At 30.8% G+C, this 25,466-nt stretch carries 26 protein-coding genes and 1 tRNA gene; 8 read left to right on the top strand and 19 right to left on the bottom strand.

From position 1 onward, the window contains the following. Positions 1-130: 130 nt before the first annotated feature. The 7 genes from ACFELW_RS02635 to ACFELW_RS02605 all read right to left on the bottom strand — a co-directional run bounded on the left by ACFELW_RS02635 (position 131) and on the right by ACFELW_RS02605 (position 9,889). Entirely contained in the window at positions 131-2,746 is a 2,616-nt protein-coding gene (locus ACFELW_RS02635; RefSeq protein WP_375330349.1) for an AsmA-like C-terminal region-containing protein, read from the bottom strand. A gap of 253 nt (positions 2,747-2,999) precedes the next feature. Beyond that, the gene (locus ACFELW_RS02630; RefSeq protein WP_375330348.1) at positions 3,000-3,836 is read right to left on the bottom strand and encodes a DMT family transporter; all 837 of its coding nucleotides are present in this window, start codon (positions 3,834-3,836) and stop codon (positions 3,000-3,002) included. A gap of 309 nt (positions 3,837-4,145) precedes the next feature. After that, positions 4,146-5,957, bottom strand: a complete 1,812-nt coding sequence (locus ACFELW_RS02625; RefSeq protein WP_375330347.1) for a pentapeptide repeat-containing protein — start codon at positions 5,955-5,957, stop codon at positions 4,146-4,148. Between the two features lie 116 nt (positions 5,958-6,073). Beyond that, on the bottom strand, positions 6,074-6,655 hold the full coding sequence (locus ACFELW_RS02620) for a biotin transporter BioY (protein ID WP_375330346.1): 582 nt from the start codon (positions 6,653-6,655) through the stop codon (positions 6,074-6,076). Continuing rightward, complete coding sequence (locus tag ACFELW_RS02615) at positions 6,639-8,057, bottom strand: sigma-54-dependent transcriptional regulator (protein WP_375330345.1); 1,419 nt, start codon at positions 8,055-8,057, stop codon at positions 6,639-6,641. The genes ACFELW_RS02620 and ACFELW_RS02615 overlap by 17 nt, the downstream gene beginning before the upstream one ends. Positions 8,058-8,163: 106 nt before the next feature. Further along, positions 8,164-8,826 (bottom strand): hypothetical protein, encoded by a 663-nt coding sequence (locus tag ACFELW_RS02610; protein ID WP_375330344.1) that lies wholly within the window; start codon positions 8,824-8,826, stop codon positions 8,164-8,166. 16 nt (positions 8,827-8,842) lie between these two features. Beyond that, the gene (locus ACFELW_RS02605) at positions 8,843-9,889 is read right to left on the bottom strand and encodes an AI-2E family transporter (RefSeq protein ID WP_375330343.1); all 1,047 of its coding nucleotides are present in this window, start codon (positions 9,887-9,889) and stop codon (positions 8,843-8,845) included. Between the two features lies 1 nt (position 9,890). On the opposite strand from ACFELW_RS02605, the gene ACFELW_RS02600 reads away from it, so the two are divergent. Then, on the top strand, positions 9,891-10,064 hold the full coding sequence (locus tag ACFELW_RS02600; RefSeq protein ID WP_341758865.1) for a palindromic element RPE2 domain-containing protein: 174 nt from the start codon (positions 9,891-9,893) through the stop codon (positions 10,062-10,064). Here ACFELW_RS02600 and ACFELW_RS02595 read toward each other — a convergent pair. Further along, positions 10,051-10,227 (bottom strand): hypothetical protein, encoded by a 177-nt coding sequence (locus tag ACFELW_RS02595; protein ID WP_375330342.1) that lies wholly within the window; start codon positions 10,225-10,227, stop codon positions 10,051-10,053. The genes ACFELW_RS02600 and ACFELW_RS02595 overlap by 14 nt on opposite strands. 585 nt (positions 10,228-10,812) lie before the next feature. Here ACFELW_RS02595 and ACFELW_RS02590 point away from each other — a divergent pair. Further along, complete coding sequence (locus tag ACFELW_RS02590) at positions 10,813-10,998, top strand: hypothetical protein (RefSeq protein ID WP_375330341.1); 186 nt, start codon at positions 10,813-10,815, stop codon at positions 10,996-10,998. Here ACFELW_RS02590 and ACFELW_RS02585 read toward each other — a convergent pair. Together ACFELW_RS02585 and ACFELW_RS02580 are read right to left on the bottom strand one after the other, a co-directional pair. Then, complete coding sequence (locus ACFELW_RS02585) at positions 10,995-11,492, bottom strand: IS630 family transposase (protein WP_375329725.1); 498 nt, start codon at positions 11,490-11,492, stop codon at positions 10,995-10,997. The two genes, ACFELW_RS02590 and ACFELW_RS02585, sit on opposite strands and share 4 nt — an antisense overlap. A 20-nt stretch (positions 11,493-11,512) precedes the next feature. Continuing rightward, the gene (locus ACFELW_RS02580; protein WP_341758975.1) at positions 11,513-11,998 is read right to left on the bottom strand and encodes a helix-turn-helix domain-containing protein; all 486 of its coding nucleotides are present in this window, start codon (positions 11,996-11,998) and stop codon (positions 11,513-11,515) included. 60 nt (positions 11,999-12,058) lie between these two features. Here ACFELW_RS02580 and ACFELW_RS02575 point away from each other — a divergent pair, with 60 nt between their 5' ends. Then, the gene (locus ACFELW_RS02575) at positions 12,059-12,400 is read left to right on the top strand and encodes a helix-turn-helix domain-containing protein (protein ID WP_375330497.1); all 342 of its coding nucleotides are present in this window, start codon (positions 12,059-12,061) and stop codon (positions 12,398-12,400) included. Between the two features lie 20 nt (positions 12,401-12,420). Continuing rightward, complete coding sequence (locus tag ACFELW_RS02570) at positions 12,421-12,918, top strand: IS630 family transposase (RefSeq protein WP_375329725.1); 498 nt, start codon at positions 12,421-12,423, stop codon at positions 12,916-12,918. 215 nt (positions 12,919-13,133) lie between these two features. Here ACFELW_RS02570 and ACFELW_RS02565 read toward each other — a convergent pair whose 3' ends face one another. From ACFELW_RS02565 to ACFELW_RS02545, 5 genes are all read right to left on the bottom strand, one after another. Beyond that, the gene (locus ACFELW_RS02565; protein WP_375330340.1) at positions 13,134-13,808 is read right to left on the bottom strand and encodes a 7-carboxy-7-deazaguanine synthase QueE; all 675 of its coding nucleotides are present in this window, start codon (positions 13,806-13,808) and stop codon (positions 13,134-13,136) included. 19 nt (positions 13,809-13,827) lie between these two features. After that, positions 13,828-14,664: a rod shape-determining protein MreC gene (gene mreC / locus ACFELW_RS02560; protein ID WP_375330339.1), complete on the bottom strand. Its 837-nt coding sequence runs from the start codon at positions 14,662-14,664 to the stop codon at positions 13,828-13,830. A gap of 3 nt (positions 14,665-14,667) precedes the next feature. Continuing rightward, positions 14,668-15,708 (bottom strand): rod shape-determining protein, encoded by a 1,041-nt coding sequence (locus ACFELW_RS02555; protein ID WP_341758860.1) that lies wholly within the window; start codon positions 15,706-15,708, stop codon positions 14,668-14,670. Between the two features lie 71 nt (positions 15,709-15,779). Beyond that, positions 15,780-16,868 (bottom strand): LptF/LptG family permease, encoded by a 1,089-nt coding sequence (locus ACFELW_RS02550; protein WP_341758859.1) that lies wholly within the window; start codon positions 16,866-16,868, stop codon positions 15,780-15,782. A 29-nt stretch (positions 16,869-16,897) separates the two neighbouring features. Next, a tRNA-Ile gene (locus ACFELW_RS02545) sits at positions 16,898-16,974 on the bottom strand. 178 nt (positions 16,975-17,152) lie between these two features. Between ACFELW_RS02545 and ACFELW_RS02540 the strand changes: the two genes are divergently transcribed. Continuing rightward, a complete protein-coding gene (locus tag ACFELW_RS02540) occupies positions 17,153-17,518 on the top strand; it encodes a hypothetical protein (RefSeq protein WP_375330338.1) in 366 nt (121 codons plus the stop codon). A gap of 243 nt (positions 17,519-17,761) precedes the next feature. Here the strand turns inward: ACFELW_RS02540 and ACFELW_RS02535 are convergent, their stop codons facing one another. The 4 genes from ACFELW_RS02535 to ACFELW_RS02520 all read right to left on the bottom strand — a co-directional run bounded on the left by ACFELW_RS02535 (position 17,762) and on the right by ACFELW_RS02520 (position 21,542). Next, positions 17,762-18,589, bottom strand: coding sequence for an IS4 family transposase (locus ACFELW_RS02535; RefSeq protein WP_375330305.1), 828 nt, complete (start codon positions 18,587-18,589; stop codon positions 17,762-17,764). Between the two features lie 15 nt (positions 18,590-18,604). After that, positions 18,605-18,952, bottom strand: a complete 348-nt coding sequence (locus ACFELW_RS02530) for a hypothetical protein (protein ID WP_341758855.1) — start codon at positions 18,950-18,952, stop codon at positions 18,605-18,607. Positions 18,953-19,103: 151 nt separating this feature from the next. After that, positions 19,104-19,850 carry an outer membrane protein gene (locus ACFELW_RS02525; protein WP_375330337.1) on the bottom strand — a complete coding sequence of 249 codons (747 nt, stop codon included), beginning with the start codon at positions 19,848-19,850 and terminating at the stop codon, positions 19,104-19,106. Between the two features lie 432 nt (positions 19,851-20,282). Further along, complete coding sequence (locus tag ACFELW_RS02520) at positions 20,283-21,542, bottom strand: hypothetical protein (RefSeq protein WP_375330336.1); 1,260 nt, start codon at positions 21,540-21,542, stop codon at positions 20,283-20,285. A gap of 236 nt (positions 21,543-21,778) precedes the next feature. Between ACFELW_RS02520 and ACFELW_RS02515 the strand changes: the two genes are divergently transcribed. From ACFELW_RS02515 to ACFELW_RS02505, 3 genes are all read left to right on the top strand, one after another. Next, the gene (locus ACFELW_RS02515) at positions 21,779-23,131 is read left to right on the top strand and encodes a TolC family outer membrane protein (RefSeq protein ID WP_375330335.1); all 1,353 of its coding nucleotides are present in this window, start codon (positions 21,779-21,781) and stop codon (positions 23,129-23,131) included. Positions 23,132-23,133: 2 nt separating this feature from the next. Beyond that, a complete protein-coding gene (locus ACFELW_RS02510; protein WP_341758931.1) occupies positions 23,134-23,571 on the top strand; it encodes a DUF2497 domain-containing protein in 438 nt (145 codons plus the stop codon). Between the two features lie 74 nt (positions 23,572-23,645). Then, on the top strand, positions 23,646-25,139 hold the full coding sequence (locus ACFELW_RS02505; protein WP_375330334.1) for a hypothetical protein: 1,494 nt from the start codon (positions 23,646-23,648) through the stop codon (positions 25,137-25,139). Positions 25,140-25,466: the final 327 nt, after the last annotated feature.

Genomic DNA, 25,466 nt, shown 5'->3' with positions numbered 1-25,466 from the left:
AATTGATTAGAAGTTGGTGACGTCGTCACTCGTCGCTTGCCTATTACTTATAGGCGTCGCTCCATCGCTCCTAGCATCAACTTCTCCTGAATTGACTATAGAATAATATTACTAGTCGGCAAGGTTAAAATTATTGTTTTGTAACTGTGGATTTTTTTTTGTTCTCTAAAGCCTTTGTTAATTCAGTTTCATCTAACGTTTTTATAGGGTCTAATATAGTACCCGATGTTTTTATTTTAAGATTTATAGGAGTATTTTGATTACTAGAGTCATTTAAATTAAGTTTTGAGTCTGCTATATAGAAAGATAATATTGAAGATAATGTCATGTCCCAATTATATACATTTACAGCTAATGATGCAGACCCGCTAGTATATTTCGTATTAAATACTACATCTTTTATTGTAGCTATGCCATTTTTTAACTGAATGTTGCCACGCAAACTATCTAATTCAGTTTGCCCTTGATACATAGCATGGGCTAAATCTTCTTTTAAATATTTAAGATTATAATCTTTATTATTAACTTTTTCTATAAATGAATCAATGGAAAAGTTACTGATTTTAGCATTTTTTACGACAAACTCTGATTGAGTGCTAAGCTCATATAACAATTTTTTTAAACTATCACCATTAGTGGCGAGTGTTCCATTGATACTCATTCCCCCGTAATTGTTTAGTAACCCTTTTGGAAAAATATTAGATAATTGAGCTAAATCAATAGAATTTAGGGCATAAACAAAGTTAAGAGTATATGGATCTAATAAAATATTACCTTCTGCTGCTAATTTACCAGAAAGTAAATTTGCTTCAAGGTTACTGATCTTAAATAGGGCATTGTTATTTGCTAAAGCAAATTTAATATTTTGTAATACTAGATCATTCTGCGTTATTTTTGATAACATGCCATCTAATTTTAACTCTATTTTTTCTAAATCAAATTCATTTAGTAATTTATTTCGTAGATTAAGTAAAGATTCAGCAGTTAAATAGTTAACATTAAGAGAACCATCATTTATTGTAACTTCTAATTGTGGTTTAATATTATTTGCTAACAAATTGGCACTAAGATTGATGTAATCACTATTGGTTCTTATATCAAGATTACTAATTTCAATATTACCTGGCGAAATATTTGCTAATATATATGCTTTCCCAAATGAACTATCTCCCATAAGTATATCATTGATCGTGATATCAAAATTACCTAAATAATTAACTGTTCTAATGGGAATATATTTAGCTAAGTATGATTCATCTTTCATATTTTCTGACAAACTTTTGACAAATTTTACCAATGGTGAAATTATTGGATAATCCTCTCTATTTAAATCTATCGAGGAGAAGTCAAGAATAGCTATAAAATGTGGCATAGAACCAATAAATCTAGCCGTAATATTACCGGTAACTTTAGTATTCTCAGTTTTTAGCATAAGATTTTGTAAATATACATCTATTAAAGTTAGTTTTAAATCTGAGGATAAAATAAAAGCTGTAGGCTTTTTACTAACTGCCTGTTCATAACCTAAAGTATTCAATACAGAATTAAGGTCATTATGTTGCAAGTAAATTGTGCCGTCAAATATACTTCTTACTGAGTTTTGAGTTACATTACCTACAAATTGAAAATTTCCTCCGGATTTTATTGTACCAGAAAAATCATTAACCACTAATACCCCTTTGTCTAAATTAAGCAAAATTTTAGTATTATTTAATACCTCATCGTTATTTAATATTATTTGATCAACTAAAATATTGGTGATAATTGATTTATTCTCAAAGAGAAACCTTAACCCAAAAATTGAATTGCTAAATTGTTTAATATTATTTGATGAGGTAATCAGTGATTTTGCATCTATCTTAGGAAAATGTAATTTTATTATACTAGTAACATCATCACTTTTATTCAAATATATTGAACCATTACCTGCTAGTGAATTAGAATCTATAATTATATTTTCTAGCTTAAGTAATTGGGGAGTAGGTAAAATATCAAATTTTATATTTATCTTTTCATTCGGATTAAATCTTCTAAACAAAGAATCTAAATCTGGTATAAGAATATGTAATATATCAGCTAAATGTTGTATTAGATATTCTGCTTTGCCATTTATCAGTTTAGAGTCTATATAGGTTTCTAACAGGTGAAAATTATAATCACTATTAGCAATAGTAAGGTCAAGATTTATTTGATTAGCATTTCTTTCAAAGAATCCGGATAATTTTCCTACATACCCCCCATTTCCCTTGAATGAAATTTTACTAGAAACAGGGTTGTTTTTAAATAGAGAGCAGTTATTTAAAGTAAGAATAGGTTGGTTATCTTTATTTAAAATAGTCAGATTTTTAACATCAAAATTTATATCTATTATACCATTTATTATCAATGAACTAACTATCCTATCATGGTTTATAATGTCAAAATCCTGCTCATCTGAATATATTGTGGCATTATTTATGGTTACAGCACTAATTTTTGGTCTAAGAATTAATAATGACCACGGAGCAAAGTAAATTTTTATATTTTCTAATTCTAGCCTGCCATCTTCTTTTATACGATCAATAGTCAAATAAGGTCTAGGAAATTTAGTTATTTTTATGTTTTTTAGATTTTGAGGAGAAATTTTTAATTCATTGACAAAACTGTTACTGACAGAATTATAGTCAACAAAGTTTACAGCAACTAATATAGAGCATATTAACAATGAAATAGCAATGATAGTAGATATAATTATTTTTCTTATCATAAAAGATTATCCAATATCCAATATTACTAGGAGGTTGTCGGAAATAGTTCAAAATATAATTAACCTGAATTAGATATAACAAGTTATTACAAATTCGGTTATATCTATAAATATAACAGATTTTTTTGATCCACTAATAGCTGTTTTCATTATTTTTGCGGTATTGCTTATTTTTTATTCATCATAAGATGATAACAAAAAAATTCGTGAACGATCACTAAATATGTTCCCAGAACTTTGGTTTGCTTTCTGATCATGATTTTTGTCTCTTGGCTATATATATTCCACTTGAGATTATTATTATTGCTCCAACAATTGAGAAAATATCTGGTATTTCTTGCCAAATAACTATACTTAAAATTAAAGAAAATAAAACACTGCTATAAGCTAAAATACTCGTTTCTGTAACTAAACCAATTTCTAATCCTTTATTTAATAATATTTGGTGTAAAAGCATCAACAGAGCATTGATTGATAACAAGACCCAGTCATTTAAAGAAACTTGTGTTATAGCAAAATTCATTAAAAAAGGTAACATACTAAGAGAAGCTATCCCAAAATAATATACTAATACTCTATCTGAATTTTCTGTTTTTAGTAAATTTTTTATTGATATGAGAGTTAGTGCCATAAATATTCCACTAAATAATCCAAAAATTGCTCCTAAATTTATAATTTCTCTTGACGGTTTTAATATTAATAAGCACCCAATAAAGCCAATTATTGCTAAGACAAATAGCTCTTTGTTGATAGATTTATCAATAAAAATGCCCGTTATTAGTAGCACCCAAAATGGAGAAAGACTTGAAAGTACACTGACATTAAAAAGAGACAAGTAATTTACTGACGAAAACATGCAATACCAATATCCTATGCCTAATAATCCCCTGCTAATTAATGCCCAATAATGTTGCGACACTATTAATCTACCATGAGACTTTATAACTTTTGGTAAAAAATAGATAGTACAAAGAAAAAATTGTGAAAATACCACTAAAGAAATAGGAACACTGTTGTTAAGGGATTTTATTATACTGGCTTTCATTGCTCCAAGTCCAAATGCACTTAAAATATATAATGTTGCTTTCATGAGTTTATACTTTGGTTAGTTTATTAAAACTTTGTTGCACATCAGTAAGTAAAAATTTATAAGGTATTATGCTATACATAAGCGTCATTGCGAGAACTGGAGAAGCACGACGAAGCAATCCAAAAACATACGCTAATAATATCTTTGTATAAATTGGGTTGCTTCATCGCCACTAAAGTGGCTCCTCGCAATGACTCTTAGAACTCAGCTTTTTCCCTCAAATTGATACGTATACAGAATTACACTTTTATGATAGAATAAAAAATGTAAGATGCTATGGTAAAAATTCCCTTTAATTGTTTACAATAGTTATTCTATATTTTTACTACCCTGATCATCAAGACCTTTGGTGCCATCCAACTTTGCATTAACTAAAGATATTTTACTAACAAAAGCTCTGATAAAATTAACATTTGTTAAATCAGTATCATTAAAGTTTGTATTATAAAGTTTAGCGGATTCTAAATTGCTACCAATAAGCGACGATTTACTGAAATCTGCATTACTTAGATTTGCCATAGTTAGATTAGTATTTTGCAATATACAATTCTGGATTATAGCATTAGATAAATCAACTCCTTTAAGAACAGAACCTGAGAAAATAGTTTGGTTAAATACCAGACCTGACAAATTTAAACCTTGTAAATTGATATTTGATAAGTCTTTCACCTGTTCTAAATCTTTTACAGAATATATAGTGTTTACTGACTTAAACTTATAAAAGTCCTGACTATTTAATACAATATTTCTATTGAAATCTGAATTAATAAAATCAGCATCTTTATATCTCACGTTACTTAATTGAGAATTTATGGTTGGTGAACTATCAAAAATGACTTCTGATAAATCTGAATTTATGATAGCTATCTGATAAAAATGGCTATCAACAAATTTTATCCCATTTAAAACAGTATTTTGTATCAGTGCTTTAGTAAAATTTACCGTATTAAATTTAGTAGCAGAGAAATTAGAGTTTATTAATTCACTATTGGTTAAATCAGAGTTAATAATAGTTGCTTGCTTGACATAGCTATTATTCAATGATACGCTGGTAAAATTGCTATTCTCAATATCAGCATTAGTGATATTAATTTTATTTAACTTGAGCAAAATGCTATGGAAGTTCTTTATTGATAGCTCCTTTATAATAGCATCATTAAAATGAGCATTATCCATCACACTATTTTGAATTTGTACTTGATTCAATTGCACATTATTCAAATTGGTATTTTTTAAATTACAATTCTCAATAATTGCATTGGCAAAATCTGCAGACTGAAAGGAAGAGAAAGAAAATAACGAGTTAGTAAGCTTTATATTTTTTAATTGAGCTTGATTAATAATAGCATGAGTAAAATCTGAATTGCTAATCACCGCTCCAGTAAAGTCCACCCCAGTTAGATCCACAGATTCACAATAACAATTAGTCATATTTAGGTAATTAGCTAATATTTGCCGTAAATCTGTACCATAAAAAATAGAATTTGAGATAACTGCTTTTTTAAAACTACCTTTTGCTAAATTACTTTTTTGAAAATTAGAATTACTGATCATAGCCTCATCAAATACAGCTCTAGTAAGATTTGCATTTTCAAAATTAATATTTTCTAAATTAGCTTTGACAAAGTCAGTGTCCTCAAGATTTGATTGAATAAGATTACTATTTCTAAAATGAGTATTCTCAAACATCGATGCTTGAAAATCTGCACCATAAGCTGATATATTTTTTAATATAGTATTAGAAAGATCACTTTCTTGAATTATAGATCTTGTTAAAATTGCATTCTCAAAATTTGTTCCTGAGAAATCTACCCGTGATATTTCACAGAAACTTAAATCAACACCAGAAAGATCCTCATTTATCAGTTTAACACCTACTAGTTTTAAGCCTCTAAGATTTGCACCAAATTTATTTTTAATATTTACTGGTACCTTATTTTTATTTTGCTCTGCTATATAATTTCTAATAATGAGACTTTGACTATTAGATAACAAACCATCTGCATCTCTTGAAGAATCTGAACATCCGGTAAGAACTAAAAGCAAAGTTACAATAAAGAATTTTACACCACCATGCGATATTACAGGTTCCTGTCTACGTGATATAGAGGTAACCGTCATTGCGAGAAGCAGCAAAACTGCGACGAAGCAATCCAGATTATTTATTGTGCTACAAGTTTTCCTAGATTGCTTTGTCGTTACTAAAGTGCCTCCTCGCAATGACCTTGTTATTTGAATCATAAAATAGTATTCTTTCTGCCTTTTACATAAGAATATGTAGAAGAAAATATTAGCATCTTTACTAAGCCACTCGGTATAAATATTATAAATCCACTATAAATAGCTTGTTTAATTCCCATAAATGTTGCTAACCAACTAACTCCCAAAAAGTAAATTATAAGATGCCCTATAAGACAAGTACAAAATATACTCAAATAACGTGAGTATGTTCCAGTAAATCTTTCAGAAAACTTACTGTTAAGTATACTCATCACAGGAGTAGCGATTAAATATCCTATCAGATAACCACCTGTTGCACCAAACAAAATATGTAAACCACTGGATAATTTTGCAAATATTGGTAGCCCTGCCACGCCAATTGTAATATAAGCTAAAACCGTAGCAAAACTAAGTCTTGGGCTATAAGTAACAGCAATAATACAAATCACCACAGTTTGCATGGATATCGGCACTGGCTGGAGAGGAATAACGATTTGTGAGCCAGCAAATAGAGCGGCTACCCCCAGCATTACTTTAGCAATTACAAGATAGTTATTAGCTATGATAGTTGGTAAAGTTGTTTTATTCATAATTGTCATAAAAATCCTCATCATTAAATTTATTACTAGGAATATGTAAATTGAGTAACTTCAATTTACGATGTAAAGCAGAACGTTCCATACCTACAAAGGCTGAGGTCTTAGAAATATTATTATTAAACCTATGCATCTGAGCAGCTAAATATTGTTTTTCAAAAACCTCCCTTGCCTCTCGGAGCGGCATGATCATTATATCAACATTATCTTCCTGCTTTGCAGGACTAGAACCATTAACTAAAATTTCTGGTGGTATCATAGTTGGTTTTATCACTTGATTATTATTTGAAGATAACGAATTCATAATTAAAGTCCACTCTATTACATTACGTAATTGCCTTATATTACCTGGCCAACTATAAACTTGAAAAGCGGCAATTGTTTCATCAGAAAACTCACGTGTTTTTAAACCAGAAAACTTAGAAAGTTGCTTAACAAAATACTTCACTAATACAGACATATCATCCTTTCTCTCATATAAAGATGGAACTTTTAGGGAAATAACGTTTAATCGATGATATAAATCCTCCAAAACTTCTCCTTTACTTATCTCTTCTTGTATAGTCTTAGAAGTTGCAGCAATAACCCTTATATCTAGTTTTATTGGTTTACCTCCTGGCTTATGAAACATTTGGTCTTGCAAAAATTTAAGTAAGTTTACTTGCACTGAAACTGGTAAACCACTAATTTCATCTATGTACAAAGTGCCACTATTTGCTACTTCTAATATCGAAGGACGTCTAATGTCCTGGTTATCTATTCCCTTAAATAATTCTTGATGAATACGGTCAGGATCCATACATACTGGACTAAAGATTACGAAAGGTCCACTAGCCCTTTTTGATTTCTTATGAATTAACCGAGCAGCTAGTTCTTTACCACTACCAATTTTGCCTTGAATAAATACTCTACTAGTAGCTAAAGCAGCTTTTTCAATATCAGACTTAAGTTTGGCGGTAATGTGAGAGTTACCTATAAGCTCAGTTTTATTAATAACCTTTGATTTTAGATCAAGATTCTCACGCTTTAACTTAGTTGCCTCACAGGCCCTTTTTAACAAGATCACTAGCTTATCATGACTAAACGGTTTTTCTAAATAATCATAGGCCCCCATTTTGATAGCATTTACTGCAGTTTCAATAGTACCATGCCCGCTGATAACTATCACAGGCATTAGCGGGTAACGTTTTTTTACTATCTCCAGAACTCCAAGTCCATCAAGCTCGCTACCCTGCAGCCAAATATCTAAAATAATTGCTGAGGGGGTTTTTTCATGAAGTATTTTTAAAGCCTGCATGCTATTAGCAGCAGTTTTGGTAGTAAAACCCTCCTCTTTTAAAATATCTGAGACTAAATCTCTAATATCTGCTTCATCATCAACCACAAGAACATCTATAGACATCAATTTTTCCTAAAACTAATTATTGAAATTATAGGTTAATAGCTAATATAAAAGAAATCAACTAATTTTTATAACATTTTTACCACATAATCAAAACTATACAATTTTCCTATTTAAGTGCATGTTTGATAAGAGAGATGGTAACAGCTTGCTTACGAACTAATGCATAGTGCATTATTACATCCAATAATTTGATTATTTGATCAAATTGTCGTGGTAAATTAATTAATAAATATTCAATTACACAGTCAGATACCTTAACCGACTGATCGGAAAAATATTTAAAGATTAATTTGCTCATCAATTCATCATCTGGCTGATTTATTTCTAACCTTAGAACAGAATTGATTCTTGATGATAAATCCTGTAATGCAAAATTATTAGCTAAACTTCCTGTAGTCATCAACAAATATTTACGACACTCACTTATTAAATTAAAACAATGGAGGATATTTCTTTCCTGCCAAAATTCTATATCTTCCATAATAAAAGCATTATACTTCATAATATGCTCTGCACTAAGTATATCTGAATCTTTTTTTATAAAAAATGCATTCGACAAATTCTGCCATATTTTACTAAGATATGTTTTACCAGAGGAAGGAGGTCCATAAAGCAAAATTGTAAACTCATAGGGTTTACTGCCCCAAATTCTCGACCAGTTTTTTATTGAATTGTATGCGATTTGATTAGAAGGTGAATTAATAAAATTATCTAAAACATATCGATCATTACCAAATAATGGTAATATATATTGCTGGGAATCTCGCATAATTAATAGATAATCTTTAACTCTTATAAAACTTACTAGATTTATAAAAATCGATAGCAGCTAAAAACAAAACTTTTATTATACTGGCAATTGGTATAGCAAATAATATACCCAAGAAACCAAATATATTACCTAATGCAAGAACTGCAAATATTATCCAAAGAGGATGTAGACCGATCTTATCACCTATAATTTTCGGTGATAAAATATATCCTTCAACTATTGTGCCAACCAAATAAATAATGATTATATAAAATAATGTACTGACCATACCAAAAGCAAAATAACTAACAATCATGGTAAGAGAAAAGGATATTAAGATGCCAACAAATGGTATAATTATTGAAAAACCAGACAAAGCCCCTAACAATAATCCTAAATCTACACCAAGAATCGACAAAGAAACTCCGTAATAGATTGATAATAATAAACAAACATTTAGCTGTCCCCTTATATAAGCAGACAAGGAAGTATTAATAGCTGATAATATTTTTAGAATTTTCTTTTTACCTTTCAAAGGTAGTAAAAGGTTTATATTTTCTGACATTGTTAACCAATCTCGTAAAAAATAAAATAATATAAGTGGTATTAATAAAACCAACACAAATAAATTGATTGTTACCATAGTAACATGCCAAATATTATTAGCAAGCCCTGTGATCAACAAAAATATACCATTAACAAAGTTACTAATAGAATTTTTTATATTATCAGCAATATCTGGATATATTGAATAAAATTTTGTCGTAATAACAGGTATTAATTCAGTTTGTAAATAATCTTTATAAGCTGGAATTTTACTAATTAGCAAAGTTGTTTGTTGATATATGATAGGCAGCAACACTACCATTACTATAGCAAAAATGCTAAAAAATAGAAAGGAAATTACTGAAACCACTATAGTTCTAGATAATTTATATCGTAACAACAGATTATCAATTATAGGCTGTAATATATATGATATTATCCCAGCTATAAAAAATGGCATCAATATATTAGAGATCAGAGTCAAAGTTACTATAATAGTGCCAACAACAATAACCCAAAAAATAGTTTTATCCAAGATGGTTCCTTTTCTTTTATCAATTACTGCAAAGTATATAGTCAATTCAGGAGAATTTGGGGCTAGGAACGATGGAGCAACGCCTATAAGTAATAGGCGAGCATTGAGCGACAACGTCTCCAACTTCTCATCAATTGACTATAACTTAACAAAAAATTTTGTCAACAGAACCTAGCAATAAACCATATTGCTTCAATAAACTGTCTTATTTTTTCCTCATTCTTGTTGTGTATAGCTTTTTTTTTCTTAAAAAATGATAAAATTGCTTCCCATGCTTGGTCTTCTATGTAATACTTCATATCGGTAGTTTCTTGGTTTCGATAACTAGAAACTACCATTTCTTCTTACTATTGCAACTTCTTTATTCTACTCTGATAACTTAACATAAAATTTTGTCAACAGAACCTAGGAGTTTGTCAAAAACGGGTTAAACAATGTCTAATAGAATTACAAACAAGTGGGTTCATTGATCACTCTTTAATTACTACGATCAAACATAACCTAAAATGCCGCAATATTCTATGTATTAGAATTCTTAAAAAATTTATAAGTTTTCGTAAAGCTAACGATAATTCTTCTCACTTTAACCACATAAATAATCGATCTAGCCATAAAAAAATTTTCACTCAACCGGAAAAAAATTACCACTCAACTGAAAAAAATTTTTCTCCACTCAATATAATAGATAATAATATATCTATATCTTTATCTAGATATAAAAAAAATGGACAAAATTGTGGACAAAGTTTGCCAGAGCTTGAATCAACTGAGGAGCAAAGCTTTAATTTGCCGCAGGAGGTAAAGGTAAAAAGAGGTGAACAAAATTTACCAGAGCTTAAGTAATACCAATTCCCAAATTTAATTTAGTATAAAGATGAGAAAAATAGGTTATAATGTAAAAGATAGATAAAATTAGGAATGTAATGGGTACTCATCAAAAATTAATAACAGAAGATTTATACAAACAGGCTATAGCTCAACTTGCAAGTACGAACAAAGAGAATAGGATCGCTATTAGGTTAAGAGCTATAGTAGCTGCAAAAGAACATGGTATTGGTATGGTGTCTAAAATATTTGATATCACAACTAATACCAATTCCCGAATTTAATTTAGTAAATGATTCATGCAACAAATAGATTGAATTAGCAAGGTATTTAAATTTTTAATAGAGGAAGATACTACTATTTCTAATTGTTCAATTGTATTGTATACTTTATTCTTTATAGTCTCAGACTTTAAATGTTCCCATAATCGCTCCGCAGGATTTAATTCAGGAGAATATGGTGGCAAATAAAGAATTTCTATATTAGCAGGAACCACTAAGTCCTTAGCCTTATGCCATCCAGCACAATCCATAACAACAATGGCTTTTTGATCGCCTATATGTTTAGACATTTCCGCAAGAAACATGTTCAAAGACATAGTATTAACATTTGGCATCATTAAGCTAAAATCATCTCCTGTTATTGGGTTAACAGCACTGTAAACATAAAAATTCTGAAAACCTATTTTGATTTTAACTTGAGTTCTGATACCTTTGCGAAACCAACCATGACCTAATTTAGAATGAGTTCCAAAACGCGATTCATCAAAGAAATACAAAAAACTTCTTGGATTGCTTGTTATTTTTTCTTGAATTTTTTTTTAAACTGTTCATGAGTTTCTTTATTCTGTTTGTAATGCACTGGTCTTGGAGTAATGTACGCAAACTTAAGCTTGTGCAATGCCCTGTGTACAGCCGATTTACTTACATTAATTCCCAAATTTTCTTTAAGTTTTATGACGATACTTTTTATTGTTATGTTACAATCTTCTTGTATCCATTTGTTTATTGCTTCATAGCAGCTTTCCGTTAAATCGCTTTTCCTTCCCCTACCTTTTTTATATTCAAGATTTTTATCATCGCCTTGGGCAAAGCTTTTTATCCAGTTTCTTAGCGTATTAGTTGTGATATCAAATATTTTAGACACCATACCAATACCATGTTCTTTTGCAGCTACTATAGCTCTTAACCTAATAGCGATCCTATTCTCTTTGTTCGTACTTGCAAGTTGAGCTATAGCCTGTTTGTATAAATCTTCTGTTATTAATTTTTGATGAGTACCCATTACATTCCTAATTTTATCTATCTTTTACATTATAACCTATTTTTCTCATCTTTATACTAAATTAAATTTGGGAATTGGTATAATACGCTAAGAAACTGGATAAAAAGCTTTGCCCAAGGCGATGATAAAAATCTTGAATATAAAAAAGGTAGGGGAAGGAAAAGCGATTTAACGGAAAGCTGCTATGAAGCAATAAACAAATGGATACAAGAAGATTGTAACATAACAATAAAAAGTATCGTCATAAAACTTAAAGAAAATTTGGGAATTAATGTAAGTAAATCGGCTGTACACAGGGCATTGCACAAGCTTAAGTTTGCGTACATTACTCCAAGAGCAGTGCATTACAAACAGAATAAAGAAACTCATGAACAGTTTAAAAAAAAATTCAAGAAAAAATAACAAGCAATCCAAGAAGTTTTTTGTATTTCTTTGATGAATCGCGTTTTGGAACTCATTCTAAATTAGGTCATGGTTGGTTTCGCAAAGGTATCAGAACTCAAGTTAAAATCAAAATAGGTTTTCAGAATTTTTATGTTTACAGTGCTGTTAACCCAATAACAGGAGATGATTTTAGCTTAATGATGCCAAATGTTAATACTATGTCTTTGAACATGTTTCTTGCGGAAATGTCTAAACATATAGGCGATCAAAAAGCCATTGTTGTTATGGATTGTGCTGGATGGCATAAGGCTAAGGACTTAGTGGTTCCTGCTAATATAGAAATTCTTTATTTGCCACCATATTCTCCTGAATTAAATCCTGCGGAGCGATTATGGGAGCATTTAAAGTCTGAGACTATAAAGAATAAAGTATACAATACAATTGAACAATTAGAAATAGTAGTATCTTCCTCTATTAAAAATTTAAATACCTTGCTAATTCAATCTATTTGTTGCATGAATCATTTACTAAATTAAATTCGGGAATTGGTATAAGGGGGTGCTAACAGTTCTCATTACAAGTGTAGTATACAAGTATTTTCATCCTTCTCAGGATGTTAGGTACCATCAATCAAATATGTTTCATTAGTAGAGGTTGATAGAGCTATTAAATACGAGCATAAAATACGTTGGAATGAAATTTTTAATGAGGTTATGGTAGGTGGGATAATTTTAGGTGAATAAATATATAATCACTCAATACCCAAAATCTTATGGACTTGTATAGAAAGGCGATAACCGTACTTAAGTGCCAAATCAATAGCCAGTTGTTCATTCTCTTTGTTTAGCAATGGGTTGTTTTGATCCATAGGCTGGATAAATACTGGTATATTATATTTACTTTGCCCAACTTCAGGTATGTTAGAATATTCTGGTATATTTTTAGCTACTAAGAATTTTATGGCATTAATGCGAGATAGTAAATCATTTCGCAATAAGGAATAACCATTTTTTGCAGTCCCATTTTTTGCAGCTTTGGGTGAGCAAACTATATGTACTTTATCTGGAATCTCACGATATAACGTGCCATTAGTTTCTATTTGCACTATATAATCCAAATTTATTAATTTATGACACAATAATTCTATAGGTTGACGAAAAGGCTCACCTCCAGTTATAACCACTAATTTGACATTAATCGTAAATCTTTGGACTTCTTCGATAATATTATTAATAGTCAATATATTAAAATCTTCAAAGTCGGTATCGCAAAAATTACAAGCTAGATTGCATCCACCAAGCCTAATAAAGACAGCAGGCATACCGACAAAAGAACCTTCTCCCTGAATAGTCTTAAAGATACTTTTAATCTCTAGGCTAGTCCCGTCATTAAATATTGCTGCCCTTTTGGGATTTTGTCCAAACATAAAATATAGTATAAAAGATTCATTGTGGAAGTAATATGCTGACAAACTTAGTTTTAGATAAGTCAACTATAGGTTTTACAAGAACATTTTCTGAATTTGCTTTGTTTACGTAACCAACTGTTATGCCATAAGGATAAATATTTCCATAACCAGAGGTTATAACTTTTTCACCTTTTTGCACCAAGTGGTTTTTTGATAAATAGAGTATTTTACTACCGTTACCATATCCACTCATAATACCTTTCTCTTTTGAAGAGGTTGTAGTGATCGGAATTCTAGAATTCACGTCATTAACTAAAATTATCTTAGAATAATTGTTGCTTACCTGTATTACTCGTCCAACTAATCCTTTACTGTTGGTAACTATTTGATCAATTGCCACACCATGTTTTGCACCAGCTGACAGTAAAGCAGTTTTGCTGAAGGGATTTAATGAGACGCTTAACAATTTAGCACTAACATAGCTATATTGCTCTTCTTCTATAACTGATAATAGTTGTTTTAGCTCTCTATTTTCAGATTGGATTAAATATATATCACTCTGCAAGCTCTTTAATCTTGCCACCTCTAATTGTAATTCAATATTTTCTCTTGCTAAGTCCCGTAAATAAATAAAATTTTGGGTTATTAGGTTAATTTGTTTAAATATATTTTCATGAATTAGCAAGCCACTAAACATAACATGTCCAACGATTTCAACAGACATAGAAGAGAGTCTTTTTGGAGTAGCAATAAATAAGTAAAGCGAAGCTATGGTAAAAAATAAAATCAAACCACGTTTTGCGGTGACAAGTATAAATTTAGCTAACCCTGCTATTCTACTAGGATTCTTTATTCTATTTGCTAGTAATGCCATTTGTTAATCTTGTTTAAATAACACATGCTTTAATTTTTGAAAATCTTCTAATACTTTTCCTGTGCCAAGAGCTACGCATGATAAAGCCTGTTCAGCAACAATTACCGGTAATTTAGTTGCTTCTTTTAGAACATGATCTAGGTTTCGAAGTAATGCTCCACCACCAGTCATAACAATCCCCTTATCTACAATATCCGATGAAAGTTCAGGGGGGGTGCATTCCAACGCTACTTTTACTGCGTCGACAATTTGGCTGACTGGTTCAATTAGACTATCAGCAATTTGTTTCTCGTTTAGTAGCATTTCTTTAGGGATGCCATGAATTAAATCCCGCCCTTTAATTTCCATTACTCTTGGTTCTAAACTATCATCTACATAAGCAGCACCAATCTGCTTTTTAATTTTTTCTGCTGTAGCTTCACCGATTAGCAAATTATAATGCCTTCTAATGTAAGAAATAATAGACTCATCCATTTTATCACCACCAACCCGCACTGATCTAGCATATACAATACCGCCTAATGATAAGACGGCTACTTCTGTTGTTCCACCGCCTACATCAACAATCATTGAACCAGTTGCTTCTGTTACTGGTAAGCCAGCACCGATTGCTGCTGCCATAGGTTCCTCTATAAGATACACATCTCTACCACCTGCACTCTCCGCTGCTTCTTGGATAGCTCTACGTTCAACGGGTGTAGAACCTGAGGGTACACAAATTATAATCATTGGACCAGTAAATGAGCGGCGACTATGTACTGTTCTGATAAAATGCTTTATCATCTCCTCAGCCCCCTTAAAATCAGCTATAACCCCATCTTTTAGTGGTCTCTTAGCTTCAATATCGGTTGGGGTGCGTCCTAACATATTTTTTGCTTCATGACCAAATGCATATGGTTTAAATGCTCCATCCACTTTAATCAATGCAACTACAGAAGGTTCGTTTAATACGATTCCTTTGCCTTTGACATACACTAAAGTATTAGCAGTACCAAGATCTATTGCCATATCACTTGCAAATCTACTGAAAAATTTTGTTAGCATTTTTATTTCTCCAAAGTCTTAAGTTCTAACCATCTTATATCAATTCTCAAGATTAAATACATTTGAATATATCAAATTTTCTTAGAATGCATAATAACAAAATTACTGAAAAATAATATACATATATTTGGTAATAAAATAGCTAAGAAAGGAGGAGTTGCATTATATGCAAGTATTTTAAACAACACCTCTAATAAAGAATAAATAATAAAACCTAAAAATAAACCAATTACTAAAATTTTTTCCTGAGAATTATCACGTTGCCTAAGGCTAAAAAAGCATGCTGCTAAAATTACGGTAGTAGCCATAATTATAGGTTTAAATAACTGTTTATAGAAATAAATCTGATAATTAGTTATGGGTAAGCCAAATTTTACTAATTGCTGAATTATATCTGGTAAATCCCAAATAGCAATCATTTCAGGGGTTATAAAACTATTTAGTAAGTTATTTATTGACAAATTTGTTGGAATGGCAAAATTCTCATATTGCTTGAAGTTATTAGCATCCGAAAGTTTTACAGAAGTTAATTCAAAATTATTATCGATTAAAATAGCATATTGAGCATCAATTCTTTTTACGAAGCTATTTTCATTATCCAAAAATAATATAATAACCTTATTTAACTTATTATTCACTATATCAATAGACCCAGCCTGAATAATTCTTTTATTGCCTTGGTAATTTTCAAGAAATAGTAAACCCGATTTTGATATGCTAAGATTAGTAGCTGGCTTTTTAAGCAATTTTGCTTGTAAAGATTCATATTTATGTAAGCCGAGTGTACCAATAGGGTTACATATAGTTATTAATATTATACCAAGAATAATCGCTGCAAAAAATGGAACAGCAATAACCCGCCAAATATGTATACCATTGCATAAAATAGTTATTAATTCGTTATGTTTAGTTAGTCTTCTTAGAAAAAATAACATTGCAATAAAGCTAAGCAGAGAAGCTACTTCATTAGCCAAGTAAGGTATTTTATATAATACTAGTTTCCAAAAAGAATGTGTGGGAATATAAATATCTTTAAATTTCTGTAAAAGATCAAAGATATTTGAAAGAATTAAAACCCCAATAAGCAGAAGCAATATACCGATAAAATAGCTACAATATAGTCTAAATAGGTAAATTGAAAGTATTCTGAAATTAATCATTTTAAAATAAAATGTTCACCTGTTAATTTTGGTGGGCCCGGCAGGACTTGAACCTGCGACAACACCGTTATGAGCGGTGGGTTCTAACCAACTGAACTACAGGCCCTTTTATAACGATTGATAAGTTTTATATAATTATTAGCTTTATAAGTCTAGTAAAATTTGTATAACACTTGAAAAAGTTTTAATTAATTAGTTACCTTCGACAGGCTCCTAGGTTCTGATCAATTTTCTGCCATATTTATTTTGTTTTACAGCTATAATAATATATTGCTTTAAAAAACATGATTCCCAATGTCCAACTTGAGATTATTAATTCTATTATTTTGTATTTTGTGGCTAGTTCTGGATTTACAACGTGCATATACCCAAAAAAATATTTGATTGAAAAGATGATGATTATCAATATAAATGGTTGCCACGAGCCTGGAATAATTATTTTATTATTATTAATTTGCATAAGTGGTTTGTCAAAAAATTGCCAATTAACAATAATAGATATAATTAGTACTATAAAAAATAACATTAAATCTTTCATACTAGAATATCCTTTTATAGAAAATAACAAGAAAACAACAGGAGAAATAAATAATTTTGGGGGTGATATAACTCTTTGCTTAGTTGCTTTAACTCCTATAAAAATTAAGTAACCAAATAATAAATATACATAAAATGGTGTAGCCTTTAAAAAATATAAGATTTGCATGTTTATTCCTTATAAATTTAAATGATTAACATATAACTAGCCCGACTACTCTTCATTGCAAGGAGTATATAAGCCTCAAACGTCATTGCTAGGAGGCGTGAGCCAACGAAGCAATTTCTAATCAACTTTTATGGATTGCCGCGTTGCCGCAAAGCGGCTCCTCGCAATCTGATGTATCCCCACGAAATTAAGCACGACAAAGCTCCGTCTTTATAATAGATGCCAGGGGTTCTAGCAATGGTTTTATGGCATGCAGATAATTAAATTCAATAATAAATTTCCCAAGGGTAAAATACGAATAAATCTTTTTATCTTTTACTGTGTTAGGTTGGAAAATTCTTTGCATACCTTGGCTATAGCCTACCACACCTATAACCCAATATGTTATAATAACAATGGCAGATAGTAACATTAAAACTCCCCATCTATTCACATCTAAAGTTCTAATATATCTTCCAGCAAGACCAATTTGATGATTTTTTATCACTCGAAACGTTTCCTCTATTTGCATACGTTTGCTATATAACCTCACTATTTCCGCTCCCTTATATTCATCAGAACTTAAGTTAGTTACCAATATCCAAGGTTCTTTTGCAGCTTTGTTATATGAACCATTTGCTGTTTTACTGCTAGTACGATTCCTGCTAACCTTCTGCACTCGCCCCTTAGGGACTTTGCAAGTTGTAACCATTCTGCAGGAATATTTATGAGCTTTGGTTAGCAGAATCGTACCACATTCCATCGTTTTTGAACCAATTGATAGTATGAAATTTTCAACTGATATCCAATCCTCATTCTTAGCTAATTTTAAATCTTTTCCTCGTCGTACCCGACACACCCAACTCCACACTTGTTTTTCTATTTCCTTAAACCATTCAATATGAAAGCCAGCGTCCATAATCACAACAACCCTTTTTCCATCAGGTATTATACTCTTTAATTTATTTAGAAATTCTACCGTTCTGCCCTTTAATTCACCTTCTTCAAACACATCTTGATATAAAGGTAAACTCATCCTTCTTGTACAAAATTAAGTACTTAGCATTTGTACCATGCGATCATCTTTAAGATAACATAAATCAATCACAACGCTTTCATCATTAGAATGCTTGATAAACTCAAATATGAAATATGATAAAGCACTATAGAGACTATCAACCTCGTTATATAAATGTTTGTTACCTATGCATCTATCAACTTTTTTTATTTTATGTTTTACTTTACTATCACCACTCAAGTTCCTGCCAATTGCACTCAAAGACAAATTCTGACTATATCGCAAGCCTTCTGCAACATCAAGTAACGCATTTAAACGATTATTATGTATAAAAGGACAATGTTCTTTTATTACTTCATTTAATACTGTTTTTACATCCATAACCTACTATCTCCATCATCATTAAATAATGAAGATATTCTATCAATTCTTGCTATTTTGCAACAATTTCGTGGGGATACATCAGCTCGTAATGACGTCTTGTACTTTTCTGCAATTTTTAAATTGCTATGGGGTTTATGCGTAAGGTGAGTTAGATATCAAACCTTATACCAGTCATTAAATTATGCCCTCTGTAAGCACTTTTATATAATTTGGGATCATCCTTGTCATTACCTTTAGAACTTGTTTGTCCATAATCTCTCCAACTATAGGCAAAATCTAATTTTATGCCATTAACCAAATTAAAAGAAACCCCAGCAGTCAACTGATAAGCAAAATTATTAGCATTCTTAGAGGATATAGAAAATACTATTGTTTCAGATTTACCTTTCTCATTAGTTGCAGTTGCAGTACAAACTCTTTTCTCTTGCACTTTTGCCATACCAACACCAGCTCCGACAAAGATCTTAGCAATACCACCTGCATCATACAAATCAACATAGCCACTAAGCAATAATGATTTCACCCTGCTTTTAATTTTTGTTGTTTCAGATATTTTATATTCTTTAAATTTAATATAAGAAAGATATTCATTAAATTTAGGCTTTTCAAAGATAAAAACTCCGTTAAAAGATCCTCTATGCTCTGGATTGGCAAGGATGCTAAGTGTTAGCTCTGCTCTAACATTATCCATTAGATAATAACCAACACCAGCACCAAAAATACCAGAAATAGAAGATTTCAGCTTTAAACTAACGTCAGCATACTCCCAGTTTATAGTACTCAACTTACTTGCACCACCTTCGGCTTTAAGATAAAACCTCCCTGTTTCAGCAAATGATGCAGTAGAAGTCAAAAAAGCTGTACTGGTCGCGGCAACCAACAATAATTTTTTCATATGCTTGCTCCTATATAAGTAAAAAAATTTTAATAGACTTTCAATTAAATTCTAACAAATCTTTAATTTTTTATGCAAGATTTAATTACATATTAACTATATTTTATTTTTGTCAAAGACTGAAAAAGCACAAAAAAGAAAGGGGTTAAAAAAGCCCCCTTCTTTTGTAGGAATAAAAATAATGAATCAATAAACTATTGATTATTAGATATCAAAATCTTAATCTTATATACTCAAATGATTTGAAGAATGGAGACAATAAACAAGAGGTGAAGATTTATAGTGATTCCTCGCTAATAGACGGTGGTGTGTGTTCATGCTGACCAAATGTTTGTTGGTAATAGTAAGTTTCGCAAGGGTATAGTTAATTCAGGAGAATTTGGTGCTAGGAGCGACGAGTAACGACGTCACCTCAATTGACTATAACACCTGTTACCTTTCTCGTACTACGCCTTGGGTTTTGTTGCTACTATTGCCAAGTGCTACTTTCATAGCATTACCAATCTGTACTAGTTTTGATAGCGGTTTTAAAGTAGTGTTTAATGATGTAAGATCTTGCAAAAACTGTGTAGGGATAATATTTTTTGTTTTGTCTTTAACTAAATTTGCAAAAGCTGTGATGATTTTTTCTCTGTTGGGTATTAATTTGACTGCTTCTTGTATTTGAGATGTGATAGTAAATATATATTTTGTTGCTTTATAGCAACAATCTAACTTCTCAATGATAGTTTTATTAGGATTTAAGGTAGATAGGAGATTTTCTTTTATACCATATAATTCTGGTTCGATTAAATTTTTTAGATATTTTTCTTTATTTGGCATATTTCCAAGGATTTTACTTACACCATCACGTATAGCACTAACAACCCTAATTATACCACTCTTATTATAAGGAAGTTCTTCGGATAAGTCAACAAGTTTTTTAAAATATTCTTTTTCTTTTGGCTCTTGTCTAACCGATTTATTAATTTTCTTCAAAGAGTCTACATCTAACCCTAATTCTACTACAGCTACCGGTGAAACTCCTGTTATTTCTGCTATTTCAGCAATTTGTTTAGCTTTACAGTATTTTTCTTTAAGGTCTGGATGTTTTTCTATTTTTACTAATTTTTCTTCAACTACTCCTAGTTTTGCCTTCCAATTATCTACTGTCTTTGTTAGATTTTCCGTACTGAGAAAAGATTTTACCGAATCTAACAAGCCACTTCCTTTGAGTACTAAACCGACTATCGGCATTTGTATAGATATTAAAGCAATTAATAAATTCCCGCAAAAATCAATGATCTTTTCTGACGCTCCAGGATACGAGGCATTTAGTTTGTTTTGAAACTGTAAAATACTTTCAAGAATGTTTATTATGTATTCAATGAAAGTACTTTCAAAAAACAACATTTCCTCCTTTACTCGCTCTTGTTCGTCAAGATATAGGTCTAATTCATCTAAGGAGTTGCCGACTGTTTCTTTGAAATATTCAGCTATTTCTCGATTTTGTTGTTGATCATTCGAATCTGAATCGATAAATATGTCATATATATAACCAGCTCTTTTCTTTATGTCTTTTAAGTTACTAGAAAACATTTTGAATGTGTTCGTAGAATCAAACTTTAATTGCTGTACAGTAGCAGCAATTGAAGGGTTTGATAAGATACTAGGTAAAGCACTTTTTGCAAGGAAAGAATATAAGTTAGGCATAATAAATTTAATTTAAATTTTTTAATTGATAATCTACCATCTTGTTTAAAGATAATACAAATAAAAACTATAGTTTAACACTGTTATGTTGCTCTTAAGGTTAGTTTTTGATATGTTACATATTAGCTATAATATGTTAGCTTTTGCAATAGGTCAATTTTTAGATTAATGATATCTTTAACTTATTGCAGAAGCTAGCAAATTTTTTTAACATAAACATATTTAGAAAATCAACTATGTATAAATTTACACATTTTGCCATTATCATTTTGTTCAATTGTTCAGTTTTTGCTGTCGACTTACCTGATGCTTTATCTAGTGCATATAATAATAATGGTGAATTACAAATCATTAGACAAAACTTTTTAAGTGAGATTGAACAATTTTCTGCAGCTTTCTCAGGTTTTATGCCTAATATATCTTATAATATTAACTCTAACATTAGTAAGAATAAACCGAATAGTCAATATGTTCCTAATTCTTCTAAAAAAGAGACAAAATCACAACAAAACACTTTTATATTAGAGCAGCCTATATTTAGTGGTGGTAGTAGTGTTGCAAATTTGAAAGCTGCTCAGTCAGCTTTTAGAGCATCGCGTGCTAAATATTATGCGGAAGAACAGAGGGTTCTTTTAAGCTTAATAAAAAATTATCTCGATTGTTATGATGCAAAAGAGAAATATGAGATTTCTGAAATTAGTGTAAAAACTAACAAACATCAATTAGCAACCATTGAAGAAAAACTAAAATTAGGTGAAGCAACATCAATAGATTTAGCTAGTGCCAAGGCAAGTCTTGCAGTGGCTGAGACTAATAGATTAAACCTATATGCTAATTATCAGGCAACAAAAGCAACCTTTAGTCGAGTTTTTGGTATAGAAGCGGATGATATTGCTATGCCTCCTATGCCAGACAACTTACCTAATTCATTAGATGCTTTAATAGAGAAGGCAGTAAATATTAATCCTAGCATAGACAGTACAAGACATAGTGTTAGAAGCCATAAAGCTGCCCAAATAGCAGCAATGGCTGAACTTTTGCCTAAGGTAAATTTTAGAATTGAGTCTGGTAAAAACATCTATACCCCAGAGACTCCAATGACTAATAATAGCAGAAGTACTACATCAACTTTATCAGTTAACATACCTATTTATTCTCATGGGGGTAGCGAATATTCAAAAATTAGGAAAGCTAAAAATAGTACTAGGAGTGCTGTTATTCAACTTGATGATACAATAAAACAAATACGGGCAAGTGCTATTGGTAGTTGGGAAGGATTTGAAGCAGCAAAATCTAAAATTATCGCCACATCACAAGGAGTAGAAGCGGCTCAAATAGCTTATGATGGGATAATGCAGGAGGAAATTGTTGGCTCTAAAACAGTCTTAGAAGTTTTTACTGCTGAAGAAAAATTATATAATGCTAAGATATCAAAAGTTGATGCATCCAGAGACTCTATTTTAGCGGCTTACCAAATAAAATCTTTACTAGGGGAATTAACTGCAAAAAGCTTGAAATTAAAAGTTAAATATTTTACTCCTGAAGATGAGTTTAAAGGACTCAAGAAAAAACTTATTATAGGTTTTTAATTATGAGTAAAAACCATAAGAAAAACCAAGATATGTCAATTGAAGAGATATTGAAATCAATTAAAGGGATGATTGATAATCGTAATGAACCCCAATCTAATGATGACGATATATTAGAATTGACTAATATAGCTTGGAATGAAGAAGATAAGCTAGAAGAGGATAGTACACATAGTCAATTAGCAGAAGAACTATTGGAGGAATCCTTGATATCCGATAAATCTGCAGCAGAAACTACTAAGATTTTCCAACATTTCTCGAAAACAGCTCGAGAGATTAATATAAATGCTTCGAACTCTAAGGTTAAAACGTTAGAGGATATAGTTGTTGAGATGATACGACCACAATTGAGTCAATGGTTAGATAAAAACTTGCCTTTATTAGTAAAGCAGTTAGTAGAAAAAGAGATTCAAAAGTTATTGCCAAATGATCAGAAATAACTTAGTGCAAGAAGTAAATTATGTTATAATCAGCGTAATGTGAGCTAATAATATAAAATAACGTGAGAATTCCAATGTACTTTAATAGAACTCTTGGAAATGATAGTAGGAGTTTCGTCATTCTAAAATTATTAGCTAGATTAAGTTACAGGAAATTCTTAATAACCCTTCTAATAACTATTTCTTTGTTTATAGATAGGGCTTATTCTGATCCACCTCCTCTGCCGTCTCCAACGTTGCCACAATTAGAAAATGATAAAGTGAATAAACACAAAGAAGATCCACAAGAGACAGATTCTTTAATGAAAGAAATACAACAATTTATGCACTCCAAGAAAACGGATGATCAAGCACCAGAATCAGTAAAACCAGCATCTAAACCACAAGATAACAGTAATGAAGCTAGTAAAGAAGAAGGGGAGACAGATTCTTTCATTGATTTAGGAAATAATAAATTACCAATTCTAGACAATACTCTATATGATAAAAAAATAAATAACCCAAAAAAATCGGAGCAATTAGATAAAATTCCGTCCCAGAAAATTGAGCTAGAAGAATCCAGTAAAAACAACAATAATAATATTAACAACAATTCTCCTGCCCTGCCACCAACTGAAAATCAAAATATAGAGAGTCAAGATACTGTACCGCCTGTAACTATGCCTGATAAAGAGAAAAATTCAGTAGAGTTGCCGCAAATAGGTAGTGAAGATAAAAAGGAAGTGGTTACGCCTAACTTAGATATATTACCTTCTTCACAAGAAAAAAAGCCGACTGAGGCTCAAGCAACTCCCTATATCATACCAGCAATATTACCTAAGGAAAATACTGAACCTAAAGTGACTGAACCTGCCATTGTACCGGTTATTCCTAAAGGCTCCCCAGTTTCTGTGACACCACAAGCTCAAACACCTGTACCAGTATTCGTAAAAGATAATAAGCCATCAGAGCAATCTAGTAAGGTTGTTGAAGAGAGATCAGTAAATAACAAACAGCATGATAAATCTACTCCAATTGCTAAAAGTTCAACTAGTAGCATTAAAGAAATATCACCGGAAATGGCTCTGTTCATAGAAGATGAAAAACAAATGTTATTTTTGCCAGATGATGATATAGTATTAGGAGAGCTTACAGAAGAGGCAAGATTAAATCAAATGGCGATGTATGCATTTATTCAAACGTTTAAGAGAATTTATGATAGTGAGCATAGAGAGAATCAAAGAAAGATAATAAATAGGTTTATTGATAATTATAATAGTGATGTGTATATTACTAATAATATAGTAAATGATGCAACAGATAAGGCGTTTGAGGCGGTTAGAAAAAATAATTTATTTGCTCTTAGGACTCTTTTGGATAATTATTCAATCATTCAAAAAAGGGGAGATGATAATTACACTCTTTTACATGAAGCTGCAGAAATTGGCAATTATTATATGGCAAAATTTTTGATTATGCGTGGGGTAAACATTAAGGCTACTGATTATCATTATAGAACAGCATTGGAAATCTCTGATGAGCAAAATAATAATGTTAGTTGCTTGATCAGAAAGGCAACAGCAAATTAGTCTCGAAGAAAGCTATGGCTAGGAGGTATAGTGGAGGAAGAGTTGACTATTTGCTGAATAATCCCTCCAACTGAACACCAGATTAAAGAGGGGTTGAGAGCAGATATATACTCAAATGATTTGGAGAATTGGATTTGAAAATGAGGAGAAAGCATACGCATAAGCATCAGTTTAAGGAAAACGAGATGAAAAAGCTATAGGGAGATATGACTTAAGATTGTATAATGAGGATTCACACACACAATTAATAAGGAATCCATACATGAGTATACAAAAAAATAAAAGTTTTTTTACATCATCTAAATTAAAAAAACTTGCTCAAAAATC

Source organism: Candidatus Tisiphia endosymbiont of Nemotelus uliginosus (assembly GCF_964264755.1).
GTDB lineage: Bacteria > Pseudomonadota > Alphaproteobacteria > Rickettsiales > Rickettsiaceae > Tisiphia.
Note: the sequence above shows the minus strand (reverse complement) of the source record. Positions and strands in the feature narration are given on the sequence as shown.

Coding starts and splice junctions, on each gene's coding strand:
- ACFELW_RS02610 (WP_375330344.1), bottom strand. CDS start 8,826: ATGCGAGATTCCCAGCAATATATATTACCATTATTTGGTAATGATCGA.
- ACFELW_RS02590 (WP_375330341.1), top strand. CDS start 10,813: ATGGGTACTCATCAAAAATTAATAACAGAAGATTTATACAAACAGGCT.
- ACFELW_RS02520 (WP_375330336.1), bottom strand. CDS start 21,542: ATGCCTAACTTATATTCTTTCCTTGCAAAAAGTGCTTTACCTAGTATC.
- ACFELW_RS02535 (WP_375330305.1), bottom strand. CDS start 18,589: ATGAGTTTACCTTTATATCAAGATGTGTTTGAAGAAGGTGAATTAAAG.
- ACFELW_RS02580 (WP_341758975.1), bottom strand. CDS start 11,998: ATGGGTACTCATCAAAAATTAATAACAGAAGATTTATACAAACAGGCT.
- ACFELW_RS02510 (WP_341758931.1), top strand. CDS start 23,134: ATGAGTAAAAACCATAAGAAAAACCAAGATATGTCAATTGAAGAGATA.
- ACFELW_RS02620 (WP_375330346.1), bottom strand. CDS start 6,655: ATGACAATTATGAATAAAACAACTTTACCAACTATCATAGCTAATAAC.
- ACFELW_RS02595 (WP_375330342.1), bottom strand. CDS start 10,227: ATGGTAGTTTCTAGTTATCGAAACCAAGAAACTACCGATATGAAGTAT.
- ACFELW_RS02635 (WP_375330349.1), bottom strand. CDS start 2,746: ATGATAAGAAAAATAATTATATCTACTATCATTGCTATTTCATTGTTA.
- ACFELW_RS02625 (WP_375330347.1), bottom strand. CDS start 5,957: ATGACGGTTACCTCTATATCACGTAGACAGGAACCTGTAATATCGCAT.
- ACFELW_RS02550 (WP_341758859.1), bottom strand. CDS start 16,868: ATGATTAATTTCAGAATACTTTCAATTTACCTATTTAGACTATATTGT.
- mreC (WP_375330339.1), bottom strand. CDS start 14,664: ATGGCATTACTAGCAAATAGAATAAAGAATCCTAGTAGAATAGCAGGG.
- ACFELW_RS02505 (WP_375330334.1), top strand. CDS start 23,646: ATGTACTTTAATAGAACTCTTGGAAATGATAGTAGGAGTTTCGTCATT.
- ACFELW_RS02525 (WP_375330337.1), bottom strand. CDS start 19,850: ATGAAAAAATTATTGTTGGTTGCCGCGACCAGTACAGCTTTTTTGACT.
- ACFELW_RS02565 (WP_375330340.1), bottom strand. CDS start 13,808: ATGTTTGGACAAAATCCCAAAAGGGCAGCAATATTTAATGACGGGACT.
- ACFELW_RS02555 (WP_341758860.1), bottom strand. CDS start 15,708: ATGCTAACAAAATTTTTCAGTAGATTTGCAAGTGATATGGCAATAGAT.
- ACFELW_RS02515 (WP_375330335.1), top strand. CDS start 21,779: ATGTATAAATTTACACATTTTGCCATTATCATTTTGTTCAATTGTTCA.
- ACFELW_RS02630 (WP_375330348.1), bottom strand. CDS start 3,836: ATGAAAGCAACATTATATATTTTAAGTGCATTTGGACTTGGAGCAATG.
- ACFELW_RS02540 (WP_375330338.1), top strand. CDS start 17,153: ATGATTCCCAATGTCCAACTTGAGATTATTAATTCTATTATTTTGTAT.
- ACFELW_RS02600 (WP_341758865.1), top strand. CDS start 9,891: ATGGTTCCTTTTCTTTTATCAATTACTGCAAAGTATATAGTCAATTCA.
- ACFELW_RS02530 (WP_341758855.1), bottom strand. CDS start 18,952: ATGGATGTAAAAACAGTATTAAATGAAGTAATAAAAGAACATTGTCCT.